The sequence below is a fragment of the Nocardia ignorata NBRC 108230 genome, from assembly GCF_001612905.1.
Classification (GTDB): Bacteria; Actinomycetota; Actinomycetes; order Mycobacteriales; family Mycobacteriaceae; genus Nocardia; species Nocardia ignorata.
In genome coordinates this window covers 244,464-263,402 of the sequence record NZ_BDBI01000002.1, presented here as the reverse complement: position 1 = coordinate 263,402, position 18,939 = coordinate 244,464, and the positions used below count along the sequence as shown (strand labels likewise).

Here is an 18,939-nt window from a genome sequence, read left to right as displayed (position 1 = left end):
GCTCAGCCTTCGACGGTGATACCCATCGAACGAGCGGTGCCGGCGATGATCTTCGCGGCCTGCTCGATGTCGTTGGCGTTCAGGTCTTCCTGCTTGGTCTTGGCGATCTCCCGGACCTGGTCCATAGTGACCTTGGCGACCTTGGTCTTGTGCGGCTCGGCCGAGCCCTTCTGCACACCGGCGGCCTTGAGCAGCAGCTTGGCGGCGGGCGGGGTCTTCAGCTTGAAGTCGAACGACCGGTCCTCGTACACCGAGATCTCGACCGGGATGACGTTGCCACGCTGCGACTCGGTCGCGGCGTTGTACGCCTTGCAGAACTCCATGATGTTGACGCCGTGCTGACCGAGCGCGGGGCCGACCGGAGGGGCCGGGTTCGCGGCGCCGGCCTGGATCTGCAGCTTGATGATCCCGGCGAGCTTCTTCTTCTTGGGGGGCATCTTTCTTCCTTGGGTTTCGGTTCCTTACGGTTGCCGTAAGCCTGTTGCGGGATCGCTCCCACGCCGGGTCCAAGCCCGGCATTCGCGCACGACCGTCACACCGGACGGAAAACGCCTGGAGGGGGTCTACACACGAACTGTCACACTCTACCGAACCGCGTCGCGGGCGCCGCAGCCGGGAGGGTCGGGAAACGACAACGGCACCGCCGAGGCGGTGCCGTTGCGAAGCTGGTTCGAGCTAGATCTTGGAAACCTGGGTGAAGTTCAGCTCCACCGGGGTCTCGCGACCGAAGATCGACACGAGCACCTTGAGCTTCTGCTGCTCGGCGTTGACCTCGCTGATGCTGGCGGGCAGCGTCGCGAACGGGCCGTCCATCACGGTGACCGACTCGCCGACCTCGAAGTCGACCTCGATGGTCGGCTTGCCCGCGGCGGCGGCACCGGTGTCGGCGCCACCCGAAGCAGCGGCCGCGGCCGCCTTCTTCTGGGCCTGCGCACCGGCCGGAACCAGGAACTTCACGACCTCGTTGATGGTCAGCGGGGTGGGCTTGGCGCCCGGGCCGCCGCCGGTCATACCGACGAAGCCGGTGACGCCGGGAGTGTTGCGCACCGCGCCCCACGACTCGTTGTTCAGTTCCATCCGGACCAGGATGTAGCCGGGCAGCACCTTGCGGTTGACGTTCTTCTTCTGCCCGTTCTTGATCTCGGTGACCTCTTCGGTCGGTACCTCGACCTGGAAGATGTAGTCCTCCAGTCCGAGGTTCTGCACGCGGGTCTCGAGGTTGGTCTTGACCTTGTTCTCGTAACCGGCGTAGGAGTGCACGACGTACCAGTCGCCGGGGACGCGGCGCAGCTTGGCCTTCATCGACTCGACGGGGTCGGCTTCGGGGTCTTCCTCGGTGGGAACCGTGGTGTCCTCGACGACGGCGTCGGCGGCCTCGTCAGCGAGCTCGGTGGTGGCCTCGACCTCGTCGGTGGCGTTGTCCGCCGCGACAGTGTCGTCAACCGGGAACTCGTCGTTGGTGTCGTTCTCCGGGGTGCTCACTGAGGCACTCGCTTCCTGTGTCGTCACGTACATCCTCTGGGCCGGGTCGGGTGCGCGGAGGCACACTCCGCCGTTCCGGCCCGCGATCGGCTACCGGCGTGGGTGTCGGCGATCAGCCGAACAGCCAGTCGACACCCTTGACGAACGCTACGTCGATCCCGGCGATGAACGCGACCATGAAGACCACGAACACCAGAACGACGGTCGTATAGGTGACCATCTGCTTCCGGTTGGGCCAGATCACCTTGCGCAGTTCCGCGATGACCTCTCGCAGGAACTTGAGCAGCCGCTTGAACGGGTTGCCCGTCTTGGCCTTACCGGCAGTCTTGTCCGCCTTGCGCGAGTTCGACGGCCGGTCGAGCATGGCCACCGAACCGGTGGTCACCGGAGAGTCCGACGTGCGCGCACGACGAGCAGTCCGCTTGCCGCTCGGCCGAGTGGCAGCGGCGGTATCGTCGCCGTCTTCGGCGCGAGTATCCCGCTCGTCCGTCACGTCGATCCTCTCTCGTCGCTGGCATTCAGGGCAGGGGCGACAGGACTTGAACCTGCAACCTGCGGTTTTGGAGACCGCTGCTCTGCCAATTGAGCTACGCCCCTTCGGTTGGACCGGCCTTGGCCGATACGTCCAACCACAATCGATATTCGATTATCGACTCTTGCGAGCCGTCTTTTCCAGGGTCGGCATCACACACAACACGCGCGCCGCTTCCATGGGAGCAGGCTCCCGGGAAGTCAGCGCGCAGCAGCCGGTGACCCCAGAGTCCCGAGTGTACGTTACCGCGTGGGCAATGTGCCAATCGGGACGCTCGACCAGGTCAGGCCAGCTGAACTGTTGCCGTGGCGCGGCCGAAGATCTTCTTGCCCGCCGATTTCGCCGTGATGGCGACGACGGCCGTTCGGGTCTCCGGGTCGACCGACTTCACCTTACCCGTGAAATCCACCTCGGCCGGTGCATCGGCACGCACGTAGACGGGGCTGGTGAAGCGCACGTTGTATTCCTTCACCGCACCCGGGTCGCCGAGCCAGGAGGTGACGAAGCCGCCGCCGAGACCCATGGTGAGCATGCCGTGGGCCACCACGTTGTCGAGACCGACGAGTTTGACGATCTCGTCACTCCAGTGAATGGGGTTGGCGTCACCGGAGACGCCGGCGTAGTTCACCAGGTCGCCGCGGGTGAGCCGGACCGTCCGGGCGGGCAGTTCGTCGCCGACCGCGATGCTTTCGAAGGCGAGCGCGTGGGTACTGGTCTGCGGTTCCGGGTTCTTGGTCACCGGGTCCGGGATGATCGCGGTGAAGGCGTCGCTCGGCGCGTGGTGTGCCGGTTCGTCGTTGCCGAGGCCGTGCATGAGCACATTGCGGACGGCCGCCGACATATTCGGATCGATATCGCCGCCGCTGCGTCCGATGAGAGTGGTGTAGGTGGTGAGCACCAATTCGTCGTCGGCGTCGGTGACGATGTTCTTGGTCACGATGATGTCGCCGCCGAATGCCTGCCGGAACGAATGCAGATAAACGTCACAGGTGAGCCGATCGCCGACGCGGATCGGCCGGTGGAATTCCAGGATCTGATCGGTCTGCATGATCTGGCTGAGGTCGTATCCGGTGACGATCTCCTCGAACAACCGGCGCTGGGCCAGGATGCCGACCAGGGAGATGAAGGTGAGCGGGGCGAGCAGACCGGAGTGGCCGTATTCGCGCGCGATGTCCTCGTCCCAGTGCACCGGGTGGTAGTCCTGCACGGCGCGGGCGTATTCACGCACCTTTTCGCGACCGACCTCGTAATAGTCGTCGACCCGGTAGTGGTGGCCGACCATCGAGGCCGCGTGGGCGGCGGGATCGAATGGTTCGGCGGCTGCGGCCGAGACCGCTTCGTCAGTTCCGGTGTTCACTGTCACAGCGTGGCACATTACCGACTTGTGCGCGCACACCCCTGGCGACCGGTCTGGAAAACGCACGAAGGCCGGACTTTCGTCCGGCCTTCGGCAGATGTTTTTGTTTCGAATCAGCGCGATTCGCGGTGCGCCCGGTGGGTGCCGCAGTTCGGGCAGAACTTCTTCAGCTCGAGGCGGTCCGGGTCGTTGCGCCGGTTCTTCTTGGTGATGTAGTTGCGGTGCTTGCACTCTTCGCAGGCCAAGGTGATCTTTGGCCGGACATCGGTGGACTTCGCGGCCACGATATGCCTTCTTTCCGGTCTGGGCTGAGTCGTTATTGGTAGCGATGGCCGGACTTGAACCGGCGACACAACGATTATGAGTCGTTTGCTCTACCGACTGAGCTACACCGCCACGGCGGACCTATTACGGTGGGGCCGGCGGGAAAGTCGGTCACCACCGGCAATCCGGCGAGCCCCCTAACGGAATCGAACCGTTGACCTTTTCCTTACCATGGAAACGCTCTGCCGACTGAGCTAAGGGGGCATGACTACGTGGCACAGAGTCTTGGTCGGCGAACCGATCAGAGCGACCCCGTGCTCCGGCGTCCTGAAAGAGATTACACACTGCAACCGATGAGCACCAAATCGCCAGGTGGGAGCAGCTTTTTGCCGCCAACCAGACCACTGATTGCGCAAGCACATGGGTAACTCACCGGGTAGGGGCTGACTCAGCGCCTCGATCAAGCTTGCCGCGTCGAGAACCGGGTCACGCGCCTGAGTCTGGCCCAAAGTCCCGGGGAGGCGGAACAGAAAACCCCGCCGATCTTGATGATCGACGGGGTTCGATGTGGCAGATGTAGGATTCGAACCTACGTAGGCTTGCGCCGACAGATTTACAGTCTGCTCCCATTGGCCGCTCGGGCAATCTGCCTTGTGCGCCGTTTCCGGTGCGCTGAGCAGCTTACAACGAACCCACCCCGGGGATGCAAACCGCCTGCACAGACCCCCTGCGGGCGCGCGCTACGGCGCGTTACGGGTACAACTGTCTCGGCGGTGAGGCAGTCTTGCCGCGGAGTTGTACGGACCTTCCGAAGAACAGGAGCGCAGTGTGGCTGATTCGTCATTCGACGTGGTGAGCAAGGTCGACCGGCAGGAGGTCGACAATGCGCTGCATCAGGCGGAGAAGGAGCTGAACTCCCGCTACGACTTCAAGGGCACCGACGCCTCGATCGCCTGGTCCGGCGAGGAGGCCATCGTGCTCACCGCCAATGCCGAGGAGCGGGTGAAGGCGGCGCTCGAGGTGTTCAAGGAGAAGCTGATCCGGCGCGACATCTCGCTCAAGGCGTTCGACGCCGGTGAGCCGCAGGCCTCGGGCAAGGTGTTCAAGATCACCGGCACGCTGGTGCAGGGCATCGACACCGAGAAGGCCAAGAAGATCTCCAAGAAGATCCGCGACGAGGGCCCCAAGGGCGTGAAGGCGCAGATCCAGGGCGACGAGCTGCGGGTGAGCAGCAAGAAGCGCGACGATCTGCAGGCCGTGATCTCGCTGCTCAAGGGCGAGGACTTCGGTATCGCGCTGCAGTTCGTGAACTACCGCTAGTTCCTCACCTCAGTACCGGTGCGTTCCGCCCGCCATTTCCTCGAGCCGCCTGATGCGATCGGCGGTCGGGGGGTGGGTGGAGTACCAGCGGGCGATGCGGTCGCCCGCGCGGAACGGGTTGGCGATCATCAGGTGCGATTCGCTGGTGATCTTCGGGTCCGGCGGCAGGGGGGCCGCCTGGACGCCCCGTTCGATCTTGCGCAGTGCCGAGGCGAGGGCGAGCGGGTCGCCGGTGAGTTCGGCACCGGATTGGTCGGCCTGGTACTCGCGGGAACGTGATACCGCCATCTTGATCAGCCCGGCCGCGATCGGGCCGAGCAGCGAGACCAGCAACACGCCGATGACATTGGGGCCCTGCCCGTCGCGGTTGCCGAACGAACTGGCCAGGAACGCGAAGTTGGCCAGGCCGGTGATGACCGAGGCCATCGCGCCTGCCACCGACGAGATGAGAATGTCGCGGTTGTAGACGTGCGACAGTTCGTGGCCGAGCACCGCGCGTAACTCGCGTTCGTCGAGTAATTGCAGGATGCCGCTGGTGCAGCACACCGCCGCGTGCCGGGGATTGCGCCCGGTGGCGAAGGCGTTGGGTGCGTTGGTCGGGCTGATGTAGAGGCGCGGCATCGGCTGTCGGGCCGCGGTCGCCAGCTCCCGCACGATGCGGTACATGACCGGGGCTTCCAGCTCGCTCACCGGTTGGGCGTGCATGGCCTTCAACGCCAGCTTGTCGCTGTTGAAATAGGCGTAGGCGTTCATCGCCACGGCCAGCACGATCGAGATGACGAGGATGGTCGGGCTGCGGAACATGGCACCGATGGCGACGATCAGCGCCGACATGGCGACCATCAGCCCGATCGTTCGCAACATGCTGTTCCGCCTCTCCGCGATTTTTGGCCAGACTCCGGTGCGGGCGGGCTCGCGTTGGCGGCCAGACAGAGGTGGAGGGTCTGGTCAGCCCGTTCCCGGCGAGTTACCCATGTCCGTACGAGATCAGGTGTTGCTTTCGGATCCGGACGGGTTGCTCGCGTTCAGTGAACGGGTGCGGGGGGCGAGAAGTTCCGGGTCAGCCGACTCGTTCGATGGTGTAGCGGACGAGGCGGGTGAGGGCGTCGTTGGCGGGGCCTGCCGGCAGGGCGGCCAGTTCGGCGTCGGCCAGGTCGGCGTATTCCTGCAGCTTGTCCTTGGCCATCGCCATGCCGGGCGAGCGGCGCAGCAGTTCCAGGGCCTCGTCGACCTCGGCATCGGTGTCGAGCGGGTGGTCGAGCAGGGTGCGCAGGCGGTCGCCGTCGGCGCCGGACTCGCGCAGGGCGTAGAGCACGGGCAGGGTGTGCACGCCTTCGCGCAGGTCGGTGCCGGGCGTCTTGCCGGACTGTTCCGACGACGAGGAGATGTCGATGATGTCGTCGGAGATCTGGAAGGCGGTACCGACCGCGTCACCGAGGCGGGCCAGGCGTTCGACGTGGTCGCTGTCGGCGCCGGAGAAGGTGCCACCGAAGCGGCCCGCGGCGGCGATGAGCGAACCGGTCTTCTCCCACACCACCTTCAGGTAGTGCTCGACGGGGTCCTGGGTCTGCTTGGCACCCATGGTTTCCCGCATCTGACCCGTGACCAGCTCGGCGAACGTCTCGGCGATGATGCGCACCGCGTCGGGGCCGAGGGTCGAGGTGAGGCGGGAGGCATGAGCGAAGAGGTAGTCGCCCGCGAGGATGGCGATGTTGTTGCCCCAGCGCGAATTCACGCTCTCGGCGCCGCGGCGCTGGGTGGCCTCGTCCATCACGTCGTCGTGGTAGAGGGTGGCCAGGTGCACGAGTTCGACGACCGTGCCCGCGGTGACCAGCGCGGGATCGGTGGGATTCGGGCCGAGCTGGCCGGTGAGCAGCGTGAACAGCGGCCGGAACCGCTTACCGCCCGCCCTGGCCAGATGTAACGCGGCCTCCTGCAGGAATTCCTCGCCGTCGGAGAGTTCGTCGACGAGCAGTTTCTCGACTGCGGCCAACCCGTCGCGCACGGTGGCGGCGAGTTCCGGATCGACGAGATCGACCCCGGCAACCACGGTGCTCTCGTCGCTCACAGCCGATGTGCTCATTAGTTTCTCCCAGCGATGCGTCCGACCCCGACGGGTAGCAACCTAGCGTGTTCCTGCGCTACAGCCGATGAACCCCGTCACACGTGAGATTTCCCGGTGTACCCGACACTCTCGCACAACCGCGCGAGGTGCCAGTATTGAGCCATGGGTTCACCGGATGTCGTCCCCGCCGACCACGCGACGCTGCCCGACACCGTAGAGGTGCTCGTGGTGGGGGCCGGACCTGCGGGTTCCGCCTCGGCGGCGTGGGCGGCCCGCGCCGGACGCGATGTGCTGCTGCTCGATTCGGCCGTCTTCCCGCGCGACAAGACCTGCGGTGACGGTCTCACCCCGCGCGCCACCGCCGAATTGGAACATCTCGGGCTCGGCGAGTGGTTGCGTGCGCACACGGTGAACCATGGTTTGCGGATGGCCGGGTTCGGGCGTGAGGCACTGCTGCCCTGGCCGGGCGGGTCGTTCCCCACCTACGGAAGTGCCGTTGCGCGAACCGAACTCGACAACACGTTGCGGGAGACGGCGATCAAGTCCGGTGCCCGGATGGTCGACGGCGCGAAGGTCACCGAGGTGCTGCGCGACGGAGACCGGGTCACCGGGGTGACCGTGCGTATCGGCGACACCACGCACACCGTGAACTGCCGGGTGCTCGTCGTCGCCGATGGGGTTCGCTCCCCCGTCGGCAAACAGCTCGGCCGCACCTGGCATCGCCGCTACGCCTACGGCACCGCCGCCCGCGCCTACATCACCTCCGGCCGCAGCGACGACCAGTGGATCTCCTCGCACCTGGAATTGCGCAATGCCGACGACCAGCTGGTCCCCGGCTACGGCTGGATCTTCCCGCTCGGCAACGGTGAGGTGAACATCGGTGTCGGTTCGCTGGCCACCGAGGCACGGCCGTCGCATATCGCGCTGAAACCGCTGCTCGAGCACTACACCCGGCTGCGTCGCGAGGAATGGGAGTTCGAGGGCGAACTGCGCGCGGTGGCCTCGGCGCTGCTGCCGATGGGCGGGGCGGTGTCGAACGTGGCCGGACGTAACTGGGTGCTGGTCGGTGACGCCGCGGGCTGCGTGAATCCGCTCAACGGCGAAGGCATCGACTACGGGCTCGAAGGCGGTCATCTGCTCGCCGACCTGCTCGACGAACCGGACCTGACGCGGGTGTGGCCGCAACTGCTGCGCGAGCGCTACGGGCGCACGTTCTCCGTGGCGCGCAGGCTGGCCGGGCTGGCCACGCACCCGAAGATGGTCCCCCTCGGCGGCCCGCCGGTGATGCGCTCGAAGTACTTGCAGCGCACCGCCGTTCGCGTGATGGGCAACCTGGTGACCGACGAGGACGACGACCTGACCGCCCGCCTGTGGCGAACGGCCGGTCGCGCTTCCCTACGCGCCGACGAACTGGCGCCGTTCAGCTGAGCTTCGCGAACCAGCCCTCGATGAACTTGCGTTCGCTGTTGAGGACGCGCTGGTGCAGTTGTTCGGCCAGCGGCTCGATGGCGCCGCCCACCAGGGGCACCTTCACGGTGACGGTGCCGACGACCTCGATCTCGCTGCCCTCGGCGGTGGGACGCAGCTCGTAGGTGCCCGACATCTCGGTGGTGATGCCGCCGGTGCGCCCGGTGAAGCTGCCCTTGGCGACCTCGCCGCCCAGTGGCTGCCAGACATCGGTGCGGGCGAGCACGAGATCGCTCTTGAGAACCTTGCGGACCAGCGCGGGAACCTTGTCCCGGCCGGGTGTTTCGGTCATCTCGATGCGGATCGAATCCGGTCCGTCGGGATGGGAGAGTTCCAGCGTCGCGGTCTCGGCGGCGGCGAACCGCTCCTGCCAGATCGCGTCGTCGACGAGTGCCCGGTGAAGATCTTCGACCGGGACGGCATAGGGCACGGTGAAGCTGAATTTTCGGGACATGGTGGCACACGCTAGTGCAGCCCACCGTTAGGGTGGCGTGGTGTCGGAAACCAGCCAGTCGGATAGGTACTCCGATCGCCTGCGGCGGGTTCGTACCGGAATCCTCGGTACCGCGACGGTGATCAGCGTGCTCATGGTGCTGCTGGTGCTCGCGGCGTGGCGCAACGACTACGAGATCGAGCACAACCGTGGGGTGACCTCCGGTGAGGTGCTCTCGGCGGGGCGGCTGCGCTCGGCGGTGATGTATGTGACGCCCGACAGCGTCACCCACAATCCGAAGGTCGGGATCCTCTACCCCACCAATCTCACCGCCGGTCAGCGCATCAACGTGGAGTACAGCACCCGCGACCCCGACCTGGTCCGGGTGGCCGGACGCGACGCGCGGGTGGCGATCGTGCCCGCCGCGTCGGTGATCGTGGTGGTGTGGGCGCTCGCGCTGCCCGCCCTGTGGCTGGTGCGGCGCAGACAGCGGTAACTTTCCCCTGCTGTTCGCCCCGGCTTCACGTCGGTGTGGGCGTGGCGCGCGGTGTGGCGGTCACTCTTGGAGTGTGCGCGTAGCCATCGTCTCGGAGTCTTTCCTGCCGAACATGAACGGCGTCGTCAATTCCGTGCTCCGGGTGCTCGATCACCTGGAGCAGCACGGGCACGATGCCATGATCGTGGCGCCCGATACGCTGCGCGGCGCACCGCCCGCCCCGCGCCTGCACGGCCGGTTCCCGGTGCATCGGGTGCCCGCGATGATGGTGCCGAAGGTGAGTTCGCTGCCCGTCGGCCTGCCACAACCCGGGATCACCGCCGCGATCGCCGAGTTCGACCCGGACGTGGTGCATTTGGCCTCGCCATTTCTGCTGGGCGCGGGCGGGCTCGCCGCCGCCACCCGCCTCGACCTGCCCTCGATCGCGGTGTACCAGACCGATGTGGCCGGTTTCGCCAAGAGCTACGGGCTCGGACTGGCGGCACGGGCGGCTTGGGCGTGGACGCGCCGGATCCACGAGGGAGCCACGCGCACGCTCGCCCCGTCGTCGGCCGCCGCGGCCGACCTGGCCGAACACGGAATTCCCCGGGTGCACCGGTGGGGGCGCGGCGTGGATGTCGACCGGTTCAACCCGGCCGCGCGCAGTGCCGAACTGCGGGCGAGCTGGCTGGGATCGAGCGAACGGTTGGTGGTCGGGTTCGTCGGCAGGCTCGCGCCGGAGAAGCATGTGGACCGGTTGGCCGCGCTCGCCGATGACCCGTCCGTTCAGCTCGTCGTGGTCGGTGACGGGCCGGAGCGGGCGCGGCTGAGCAGGCTGATGCCCCGCGCGGTGTTCACCGGCGAACTGGGCGGGTCCGAACTGGCCACCCATTACGCCAGCCTCGATGTCATGGTGCATCCGGGCGAGCACGAGACGTTCTGCCAGGGCGTGCAGGAAGCGTTGTCGTCGGGGGTGCCGGTGATCGGGCCCGACGCCGGTGGGCCACGTGACCTGATCGCGCACTGCCGCAACGGTTATCTCCTGCCGGTGGACCGGTTCGCCGAACTGCTGCCGAGCGCGGTGTCGGCGCTGCGCGATGCCGATCAGCGTGCCCGGTTCGCGGCCGCGGCTCGCAAGTCGGTGCTGCACCGCACCTGGCCCGCCATCTGCACCGAACTGATGGGCCACTACGCCGACGTCACCGGGATGCGGCAGCGGTTGCCGCGCTCGGCCTAGCCCCGAGCGGGCGGATAAGCTCGAATCGTGGCGACAACAGAGCAGCGGGAACCGATTCGGGCTTCGCTGGACAAGCAACCCCACGAGGTCGCGTCGATGTTCGACGGTGTGGCGAAACGCTACGACCTCACCAACACGGTCATCTCCGGTGGTCAGGACCGGTACTGGCGGTGGGCGACACGACGCGCGCTCGCCCTTCGCCCCGGTGAGCGGGTGCTCGACCTGGCCGCGGGCACCGGTGTGTCCACCGTGGAACTCGGCAAGTCCGGCGCCTGGTGTGTGGCCGCCGACTTCTCCCAGGGCATGCTCGCCGCGGGCCGGTTCCGGCAGGTACCGATGGTGGCGGGCGACGCGATGGCGTTGCCGTTCGCCGACGACTCGTTCGATGCGGTGACCATCTCCTTCGGTTTGCGCAATGTGGCCGATATCGACCTGGCGATGCGCGAGATGCTGCGCGTCACCAAGCCGGGCGGCCGGCTCGTGGTGTGCGAATTCTCGACCCCGGTGTTCGGGCCGTTCCGCACCGTCTACATGGAGTACCTGATGAAGGCGCTGCCGCGGGTGGCGCGCGCGGTGAGCTCCAACCCGGATGCCTACGTGTACCTGGCCGAGTCGATCCGGGCGTGGCCGAACCAGCGCAGGCTGGCCAGGCGCATCGCCGACGCGGGCTGGGACTCGGTGCAGTGGCGTGACCTCACCGGCGGTGTCGTCGCGCTGCATCGCGGCTACAAAATGGGCTGACCTGGGCCGATTTCACCGGGTGAGTCCGGTCACGTCGAGCCCCCGCTCGGATCTGCGGCAAACCTCGAAAGATCCCCTGATCAGGGACTATATTTCGGTGGCAACCTCACAGACGAGATTTCGACCGGTGAGGTCGATTGTCACCTGGACATAACGTTCGTTAAATCGAGCGCAACGCCCGGTGCGGATGATCGGTGCCATGACAGGTCAGCGCCCGGACACGCCTACCCGCGTCACCACGCAGGGCGCCCGAGCATGCCGAGGGGGCCGCGCATGACCGGCGACGACTCTGTGCGCACGCAGTGCTCGTACTGCGGCGTGGGCTGCGGCATCTCCGTCCGGACCACGATCGACCAGTCCGGCGCACCGGTGATCGCCAAGGTGAGCGGCGACAAACTGCATCCCGCCAACGCGGGCCGGCTCTGCACCAAGGGCGCGACACACGCGGAGATGATGGCGGCGCCCGGCCGGATGACCACCGCCTACCACCGCCCCGAACGTGGACAAGCGCCCGTCCCGCTGCCTGTGGACGACGCGGTGCGCGAAACCGCCGACCGGCTGCGCGCGATCCTCGACGAACACGGACCCGACGCCATCGCGCTCTACGTGTCCGGGCAGATGTCGCTGGAAGCCCAATACCTGGCGACCAAACTCGCCAAGGGATACCTGCGCACCAAACACATCGAAGCCAACTCGCGGCTGTGCATGGCCAGCGCCGGCACCGGCTACAAGCAGTCCCTCGGTGCCGACGGACCCCCCGGTTCCTACGACGACTTCGAGCACGCCGACCTGTTCTTCGTCACCGGCGCGAACATGGCCGACTGCCATCCGATCCTTTTCCTTCGTATGGCCGACCGGCTCAAAGCCGGCGCCAAACTGATCGTGGTCGACCCGCGGCGCACCGAAACGGCCGCGCGCGCCGACCTGTTCCTGCAGATCGCGCCGGGTACCGACCTCGCCCTGCTCAACGGCCTGCTGCACCTGCTCGTCGCCGACGGCGCCATCGACACCGACTTCATCGCCGAACACACCGAGGGCTGGGAGGCGATGCCCGAGTTCCTCGCCGACTACCCGCCGGAACGGGTCGCCGAACTCACCGGGCTCCCCGAAGCCGACATCAGGACCGCAGCGACCATGATCGCCGAGGCGGGCGAGTGGATGTCGCTGTGGACGATGGGGCTCAACCAGTCCACGCACGGCACCTGGAACACCAATGCCCTGATCAACCTGCACCTGGCCACCGGTGCGATCTGCCGACCCGGCAGCGGGCCGTTCTCGCTGACCGGCCAGCCCAACGCGATGGGCGGGCGCGAGATGGGTTACATGGGGCCGGGGCTGCCCGGCCAGCGCAGCCTGCTCTCCCCCGCCGACCGCGCCTTCGTCGAGACCGCGTGGGAACTGCCCGAGGGCACGCTGCGCACCGAAGCGGGGCAGGGAACCATCGACATGTTCGCCGGTCTGGCCGACGGTGAGATCAAGGCGGCGTGGATCATCTGCACCAATCCCGTTGCCACCGTGGCCAACCGGAAGACGGTGATCGCCGGGCTCGAGGCGGCCGAACTGGTGGTGGTGCAGGACGCCTACACCGAGACCGCGACCAACTCCTATGCCGATCTGCTGCTGCCCGCCACGCTGTGGGCGGAAAGCGATGCGGTGATGGTGAATTCGGAACGCAATGTCACCCTGCTGCGCCGATCCGTCGACCCGGTCGGTGAAGCCCGGCCCGACTGGCTGCTCATCGCCCAGGTGGCCACCGCCATGGGTTTCCCCGGTTTCGACTTCACCTCCAGCGCCGAGGTTTTCGACGAGTTGCGCCAGTTCACCAATCCCGCCACCGGTTACGACCTGAGCGGTATGAGTTACGACCGCCTGCGTGAGGGCCCGATGCAGTGGCCGTGCAACGACAGTGACAGCCCACGCAACCCGATCCGCTACCGCAACGACGGCATCCACCAGCCGCTGCACGTAGATGCCGACGGTCACACCCCCGCGCTGGCCTTCGCCACGCCGAGCAGGCGCGCGGTGTTCTTCCCACGCCCCCACCTGCCCGCTGCTGAACTTCCTGATGACGACTACCCCTTCCTGCTCAATACCGGTCGGCTGCAACATCAGTGGCACACCATGACCAAGACCGGCAAGGTCACCAAACTGACCAAACTCGACCCGGAACCGTTCGTCGAGGTGCACCCCGACGACGCCGCCCGCCTCGACCTGAAACCTGGCGATCAGCTCGAAATCGCCTCCCGGCGTGGGCGAGCCGTTCTCCCGGTCCGCATCAGCGACCGGGTCCGTCCCGGCGACTGCTTCGCTCCTTTCCACTGGAATGACGAACAGGGCGAATACCTGACGATCAACGCCGTCACCAACGACGCCGTCGACCCCACTTCCCTGCAACCGGAGTTCAAGGCGTGCGCGGTCGCGCTGCGCCGTGTGGGTCCGGCGGCGGAATCCTCGACGGGAGTTCCGATTCAGCAAGGTTCCCCAGAGGCCGGCCGGCTGCCCCAACACGCCATGCCGGCCGGGCAACCCGCACCGCCGACCGTGCACACTGGTCAGCCGTCGGCCGACACCCGTCAACCGGTCGGGTTCGCCCCGGAGAGCCCGGCGGTCCCGGGGCCCGGTCACGGTGGTCCGCATCCGTTGGCTGTGATGCTCGGGCTCGACGCGGGGATCTCGCCGTTACTCAGCGAGGCCGAGCGCGTCTATCTCGGTGGGTATCTCGCTGCGCTGCAAACTCTTCCGGTGTCCGGTCAGCCCGTGCTGCCTGCCACCGCCCCGCTGTCACCGCAGGCCCGCTTGTGGATCGACGGCATGTTGGCCGGCGCGTACTCCAGGGGTCCCGGCACTGCCGGTGAATCCGCCGGCAGCCCTGACACCGGAATGCCGGTCGGTGGGCAGCCGTTCGATAACCCTCCCTTCGGAGACTTCAGCTCAGGCGGTGCGGTGGCCAACGGCGGACCCACCGTCGATGCGGTTCCCGGCCGACCGGGTGCCGTAGGCGTCTCGGCGGGCGGAGCCGAGCCGGGAGCGGGTGGTGCGTTATCCACAACCGTGACGGTGTTGTGGGCTTCGCAAACCGGCAACGCTGAGGAGCTGGCCGCCTCGGTGGCGGCGCGGCTCGCCGATGGCGGGTTCGCGCCCAAGCTGCTCGACATGGACTCCTGCGAACCGACCGCACTCGATGGTGATGTTCTCGTCGTCACGAGCACATTCGGTGACGGCGGACCGCCCGACAACGGCGCCGATTTCCTCGCCCGGCTCGAGGACGACGCGCTGCGCCTGCCTCGTATCCGCTACGCGGTATTCGCCCTCGGCGACTCCTCCTACGACGACTTCTGCGGCCACGGCCGCACCCTCGACACCCTCCTCTCCGCCCGTGGCGCCCACCGCCTACTCCCCCGCGTCGACAGCGAACCCGATTTCGACGACGCCGCCGACCAGTGGATTACCGATGTCCTCACTGCCATCACCCCGAACCCCGACACGTCACCCGGTTCGGCGCCGTCCGGCCCCGGTTCGGCGCCGTCTGGCCCCGACTCGTCGGCGGCCGACCTAGGTTCGCCGTCCGACGTCGGTTCACTGGCCGACGTTGGTTCACCGGCCGGCACTCCCACAACATTCGGCACGAGTTCAGCCGGATCTGCGCTGACCGGCATCCCCTCAACCGCAGGCACGCCCCGATTCGGCTCCGTCCCGCCCGCAACCACTTTCCCGCCCGCAGCGCCACTCGTCGGTTCCCCCTCGGCTGACGCAGGCAACCACTTCGGCACGACCCTGCCCGGGTCGACGGCCCCTGCCACGCCGGGATTCGCACCTGTACCAACAGGGACGTGGCCCCCTGGATTCACGGCGACGACCCAGCACTCCGCAATACAGGGGGCCGCGCCGCAGCCTTATCCCGCGCAGGCCGCGAGCCGACCGAGCGGTCGAGGTGGCGCCTCCGTCCTCGATCGCCCGCAGACCACACCTTCGCGGCGAGCACCCGCCGCACCCTTCACCCGTCAGTCCCCCGTACTCGCCACCCTCATGCGCAACGAAGTGCTGAGCGCGCCGGGATCACCGAAAGAGGTGCGCCGCTTCGGTTTCGACCTGCACAAACTCGATGCCCCCTACGAGGTGGGCGATTCCTTGGGTGTGCTGCCGACCAACTGTGACGACCTCGTGGCGGAGTGGCTCGCGGCTACCGGCCTCGACGGACGACGCGCGGTGGAGGTCGACGGGCGGGAGCTGCTGCTCACCGACGCACTGCGCACACATTTCGACATCACCAAGGTGAGCAACGATCTGCTCGGGTTCATCGCCGAACGGAATCCGCACCCGCAACTGGCCAAACTGCTGCGCCGGGACAACCGCAACGAGTTGGCGAGTTACCTGTGGGACCGCCAAGCCGTGGACGTGCTGCGGGACTTCCCGGTGCGGACCGACCTGGTCGACTGGCTCGGTGCACTGAAAAAGCTGCAGCCGCGCCAGTATTCGATTTCGTCCAGCCCGCTCACCACGCCGGACGAGGTGCAGCTGACGGTAGGTGTGTTGCGCTACGGCGACCCGGTGGGTGATTCGGTGCGCCGAGGCGGGGTGTGCTCGACCTTCCTGGCCGACCGCGCCGGTGCCGAGGTGCCGATCTTCCTCCAGCGGGCACCGCATTTCCGTCCACCGCTCGACCCGACCGTGCCGATGATCATGGTCGGCCCCGGTACCGGTATCGCTCCTTTCCGTGGGTTCCTGCACGAACGCCGGGCCGTCGGCGCGACCGGGCGCAACTGGTTGTTCTTCGGCGACCAGCACGCGGCACACAACTTCTACTACCGCACCGAGCTGGAGGACATGTTCCGCTCGGGCTTCCTCACCCGCCTCGACCTGGCCTTTTCTCGTGATCAGCGCGAGCGGATCTATGTGCAGCACAGGATGATCGAGCACGGCGCCGAGTTGTGGTCGTGGCTGTGCGAGGGCGCCCACTTCTACGTGTGCGGCGACGCCGCTCGCATGGCCAAGGACGTCGACGACACCCTGCTGCGGATCGCCCGCATCCACGGCAAGCTCGACGAGGCGGGCGCACTGGCCTTCAAGAAGCAACTGGTCGCCGAGAAGCGCTACGTGCGCGACGTGTACTGATCAGGCCGCGCGGACCACGGGCGGGTTGAGCCGGGCGAAGTCCGGTAAGCGGTGGTACGGGTAGTAGGGGTACGGGGGTGTGGTGGCGCTCGCCGCGTCGAGGGCGGCGAGGTGTTCTGGGTCGAGTTGCCAACCGACGGCGCCGAGGTTCTGCCGCAGCTGTTCCTCGTTGCGGGCACCGATCAGGACGGTGGCGACGGTGGGACGGGTGAGCAGCCAGTTCAGGGCGATCTGTGGGACGCTGCGGCCGGTCTCGGCCGAAATGGTGTCGAGCACGTCGACGACGTCGTAGAGGTGCTCGTCGTCGACGGGTGGACCGGCTTGCGCCGTGTCGTGCAGTCGGCTGCCCGCCGGAAGTGGCTGGCCGCGGCGGACTTTCCCGGTGAGCCGACCCCAGCCCAGCGGGCTCCACACCACCGCGCCGACACCCTGATCGGCGCCGAGCGGCATGAGTTCCCACTCGTAGTCGCGTCCCACGAGCGAGTAATAGACCTGGTGCGCAACGGGTTTCGGAAGGCCGTGCGCCTCAGCGGTGGCCAAGGTCTTCATCAGTTCCCAACCGGCGAAGTTGGAGACACCGACATAGCGGATCTTGCCTGCCTGCACGAGATCGCCCAGCGCCGAGAGTGTTTCGAGCAGCGGTGTGCCGGCGTCGAAGGCGTGCAGCTGGAACAGGTCGAGATAGTCGGTGCCGAGGCGGTGCAGCGCCGCATCGACCGCGCGGATGAGCCTGGCCCGGCCCGCACCGGCGTCGTCGGCGCCGGGCCCGGTGGGTAGCGCCGACTTGGTGGACAACAGCACCTTGTCGCGCCTGCCCTTGATCGCAGCACCGAGCACTTCCTCGGACGCACCGTCGGAATAGACATCGGCCGTGTCGAACAGGGTCACTCCAGCCTCGAGGCTGACGTCGATCAACCGCCTGGCCTGGGCCGCGTCGGTATCGCCCCACGCGCTGAACAGGGGACCACGCCCGCCGAAGGTGCCTGCCCCGAAACCGAGGGCGGGAACGTGCAGACCCGAAGCGCCGAGCCGCCGATACTCCATGAGAACTCCTAAAGGGTCTATAGTTTCGTTAACGCCTCGGACAGTACACCCGATTCGCCATAAATGAAACAGGAGTTCCGTTATGCAGCACGATATCGCTTGGCCCGGGTCTGTTCGCCCAGGTGGGCGTACCGCACGGGTCCGTGAAGCCGTCCTGCAGGTGACCGGCGATCTGCTCGCCGAACGCGGCTTGGGCGGGCTCGATCTGACCGAAGTCGCCGCGACGGCGGGCGTCGGGAAGACCACCGTCTACCGGCGCTGGCGCACACCCGCGGGCCTGGTCGCGGACCTCCTGATCGATATGGCCGAGCAGTCGCTGCCCCGCACCGACACCGGCGCCCTGCTCGACGACCTAACCGCGAACGCCCGCCTGGTCGCCAAAACCCTCATCGACCCACGCCAAGGCAACCTGTTCCGAGCCGTGATCGCCGCCGCCACCGTCGACGCCGACACCGCGAACGCGCTGCACGCCTTCTACGACACCCGCCTCGACGAGTGGGCGCCCTGCGTCCACGACGCGGTCGCTCGCGGCGAAGCACCCGCGGGTACCGACGCCCGCGCTGTGCTGTCAGCGGTCTCCGCACCGCTCTACTACCGTCTCCTGGCCAGCGGCGATCCGATCGATCGGGACGCAGCCGACCGAGCCGCGCGCGCCGCGACCGTGGCGACGATGGCAGGCACCTTCGTCGACGCGGCCTACGCCGACCGACGGTCGTAGGACAACGTTCGACCCGCGAGTTCGGGCAAACAGACCCGCAGCGCCAGACCCGCAGCTTCCACCCAGCAGCACCAGGCCCGCGGCTTCCACCTCGCAGCGCTAGGCCGGAGGCTTCCATCCCGCATCACGACCGGTGAGCCCCAACACTCGGTCGAGTGCGGGCGCGTCCTCGGCGACAGCGACGACCGGCCCGAACAACCCGGGTGTCCCCTCCGGATCGGTCTCACCCAGAAACTCGAGCAGAATCCCCAGATGATCAGGGTCGACCTCGAGTACCTGACCGGTCGACACCGCCAGATCCCACCCGTGGACCACGAGTTCGTCGAGCGCGACCATCGCCATCGCCGCAGCCGGCATCACGACCCCACCGGCTTCGGTATCACCGTCCCAGGCCTCGGGCGCCCGCCATGCCTCGACGAGCGCGTCGAGCTGCGTGGGAATCCTGGTGCGCCAATCGGCGGAGAGCTCGTCGTCGACCACGCCGGGTGGCGCGGAGCGACCGACGGATTCCTTGGTCGCGGCCTGGCGGAACGCTTCGGTGAGCTCGACGACATGGCGGATCAGATCGCGAACGTCGAGGCCGACGCACGGGGTGAGGGCGGTGAACTGGTCGTCGGTGATCCCGGCGACGACAGTGGCCAGCGAACCGGCGGCGGGGGCGAAATCGAATTGCGGCTCCATACAGAACGAGA

Annotated in this window: 17 protein-coding genes and 4 tRNA genes; 7 read left to right on the top strand and 14 right to left on the bottom strand. The window is 67.3% G+C overall.

The genetic code is table 11. The annotated features are described in order from the left end of the window. Window positions 1–2: 2 nt before the first annotated feature. From rplK to NI2_RS01665, 9 genes are all read right to left on the bottom strand, one after another. Complete coding sequence (gene rplK / locus NI2_RS01705; protein WP_067485062.1) at window positions 3–437, bottom strand: 50S ribosomal protein L11; 435 nt, start codon at window positions 435–437, stop codon at window positions 3–5. 238 nt (window positions 438–675) lie between these two features. Beyond that, on the bottom strand, window positions 676–1,482 hold the full coding sequence (gene nusG, locus NI2_RS01700) for a transcription termination/antitermination protein NusG (RefSeq protein WP_067485059.1): 807 nt from the start codon (window positions 1,480–1,482) through the stop codon (window positions 676–678). A gap of 112 nt (window positions 1,483–1,594) precedes the next feature. Then, window positions 1,595–1,975 carry a preprotein translocase subunit SecE gene (gene secE / locus NI2_RS01695; RefSeq protein WP_067485056.1) on the bottom strand — a complete coding sequence of 127 codons (381 nt, stop codon included), beginning with the start codon at window positions 1,973–1,975 and terminating at the stop codon, window positions 1,595–1,597. Window positions 1,976–2,006: 31 nt separating this feature from the next. Next, window positions 2,007–2,079, bottom strand: a tRNA-Trp gene (locus NI2_RS01690). A gap of 218 nt (window positions 2,080–2,297) precedes the next feature. Beyond that, on the bottom strand, window positions 2,298–3,371 hold the full coding sequence (locus NI2_RS01685; RefSeq protein WP_166655732.1) for a fused (3R)-hydroxyacyl-ACP dehydratase subunits HadA/HadB: 1,074 nt from the start codon (window positions 3,369–3,371) through the stop codon (window positions 2,298–2,300). A gap of 113 nt (window positions 3,372–3,484) precedes the next feature. Continuing rightward, entirely contained in the window at window positions 3,485–3,655 is a 171-nt protein-coding gene (rpmG, locus tag NI2_RS01680; protein WP_019049401.1) for a 50S ribosomal protein L33, read from the bottom strand. 36 nt (window positions 3,656–3,691) lie between these two features. Next, a tRNA-Met gene (locus tag NI2_RS01675) sits at window positions 3,692–3,767 on the bottom strand. Window positions 3,768–3,826: 59 nt separating this feature from the next. Continuing rightward, window positions 3,827–3,899, bottom strand: a tRNA-Thr gene (locus tag NI2_RS01670). 304 nt (window positions 3,900–4,203) lie between these two features. Beyond that, window positions 4,204–4,286, bottom strand: a tRNA-Tyr gene (locus tag NI2_RS01665). A gap of 177 nt (window positions 4,287–4,463) precedes the next feature. On the opposite strand from NI2_RS01665, the gene NI2_RS01660 reads away from it, so the two are divergent. Next, window positions 4,464–4,955, top strand: coding sequence for a YajQ family cyclic di-GMP-binding protein (locus tag NI2_RS01660; protein WP_067485050.1), 492 nt, complete (start codon window positions 4,464–4,466; stop codon window positions 4,953–4,955). A 9-nt stretch (window positions 4,956–4,964) separates the two neighbouring features. Here the strand turns inward: NI2_RS01660 and htpX are convergent, their stop codons facing one another. Both htpX and NI2_RS01650 read right to left on the bottom strand, forming a co-directional pair. After that, window positions 4,965–5,819: a zinc metalloprotease HtpX gene (gene htpX, locus NI2_RS01655; protein WP_067485047.1), complete on the bottom strand. Its 855-nt coding sequence runs from the start codon at window positions 5,817–5,819 to the stop codon at window positions 4,965–4,967. A gap of 196 nt (window positions 5,820–6,015) precedes the next feature. Further along, entirely contained in the window at window positions 6,016–7,038 is a 1,023-nt protein-coding gene (locus NI2_RS01650; RefSeq protein WP_067485043.1) for a polyprenyl synthetase family protein, read from the bottom strand. Window positions 7,039–7,182: 144 nt separating this feature from the next. Between NI2_RS01650 and NI2_RS01645 the strand changes: the two genes are divergently transcribed. After that, the gene (locus NI2_RS01645) at window positions 7,183–8,448 is read left to right on the top strand and encodes a geranylgeranyl reductase family protein (protein ID WP_067485040.1); all 1,266 of its coding nucleotides are present in this window, start codon (window positions 7,183–7,185) and stop codon (window positions 8,446–8,448) included. Here the strand turns inward: NI2_RS01645 and NI2_RS01640 are convergent. Next, window positions 8,441–8,941, bottom strand: coding sequence for a DUF2505 domain-containing protein (locus tag NI2_RS01640; protein ID WP_067485038.1), 501 nt, complete (start codon window positions 8,939–8,941; stop codon window positions 8,441–8,443). The genes NI2_RS01645 and NI2_RS01640 overlap by 8 nt on opposite strands. A 40-nt stretch (window positions 8,942–8,981) precedes the next feature. Between NI2_RS01640 and NI2_RS01635 the strand changes: the two genes are divergently transcribed. From NI2_RS01635 to NI2_RS34835, 4 genes are all read left to right on the top strand, one after another. Continuing rightward, window positions 8,982–9,416, top strand: a complete 435-nt coding sequence (locus NI2_RS01635) for a DUF3592 domain-containing protein (protein ID WP_067485868.1) — start codon at window positions 8,982–8,984, stop codon at window positions 9,414–9,416. 73 nt (window positions 9,417–9,489) lie between these two features. After that, complete coding sequence (locus NI2_RS01630; RefSeq protein ID WP_067485035.1) at window positions 9,490–10,632, top strand: glycosyltransferase family 4 protein; 1,143 nt, start codon at window positions 9,490–9,492, stop codon at window positions 10,630–10,632. A 27-nt stretch (window positions 10,633–10,659) separates the two neighbouring features. Further along, window positions 10,660–11,373, top strand: coding sequence for a demethylmenaquinone methyltransferase (locus NI2_RS01625; RefSeq protein ID WP_067485031.1), 714 nt, complete (start codon window positions 10,660–10,662; stop codon window positions 11,371–11,373). 273 nt (window positions 11,374–11,646) lie between these two features. Beyond that, a complete protein-coding gene (locus NI2_RS34835; RefSeq protein WP_084475780.1) occupies window positions 11,647–16,485 on the top strand; it encodes a bifunctional nitrate reductase/sulfite reductase flavoprotein subunit alpha in 4,839 nt (1,612 codons plus the stop codon). On the opposite strand, the gene NI2_RS01615 is transcribed toward NI2_RS34835, so the two are convergent. Beyond that, window positions 16,486–17,529, bottom strand: coding sequence for an aldo/keto reductase (locus NI2_RS01615; protein WP_067485024.1), 1,044 nt, complete (start codon window positions 17,527–17,529; stop codon window positions 16,486–16,488). Window positions 17,530–17,611: 82 nt separating this feature from the next. Between NI2_RS01615 and NI2_RS01610 the strand changes: the two genes are divergently transcribed. Further along, window positions 17,612–18,247 (top strand): TetR/AcrR family transcriptional regulator, encoded by a 636-nt coding sequence (locus tag NI2_RS01610; protein ID WP_067485021.1) that lies wholly within the window; start codon window positions 17,612–17,614, stop codon window positions 18,245–18,247. A gap of 99 nt (window positions 18,248–18,346) precedes the next feature. Here the strand turns inward: NI2_RS01610 and NI2_RS01605 are convergent, their stop codons facing one another. After that, entirely contained in the window at window positions 18,347–18,928 is a 582-nt protein-coding gene (locus tag NI2_RS01605; RefSeq protein WP_067485018.1) for a TIGR03086 family metal-binding protein, read from the bottom strand. Window positions 18,929–18,939 lie beyond the last annotated feature (11 nt).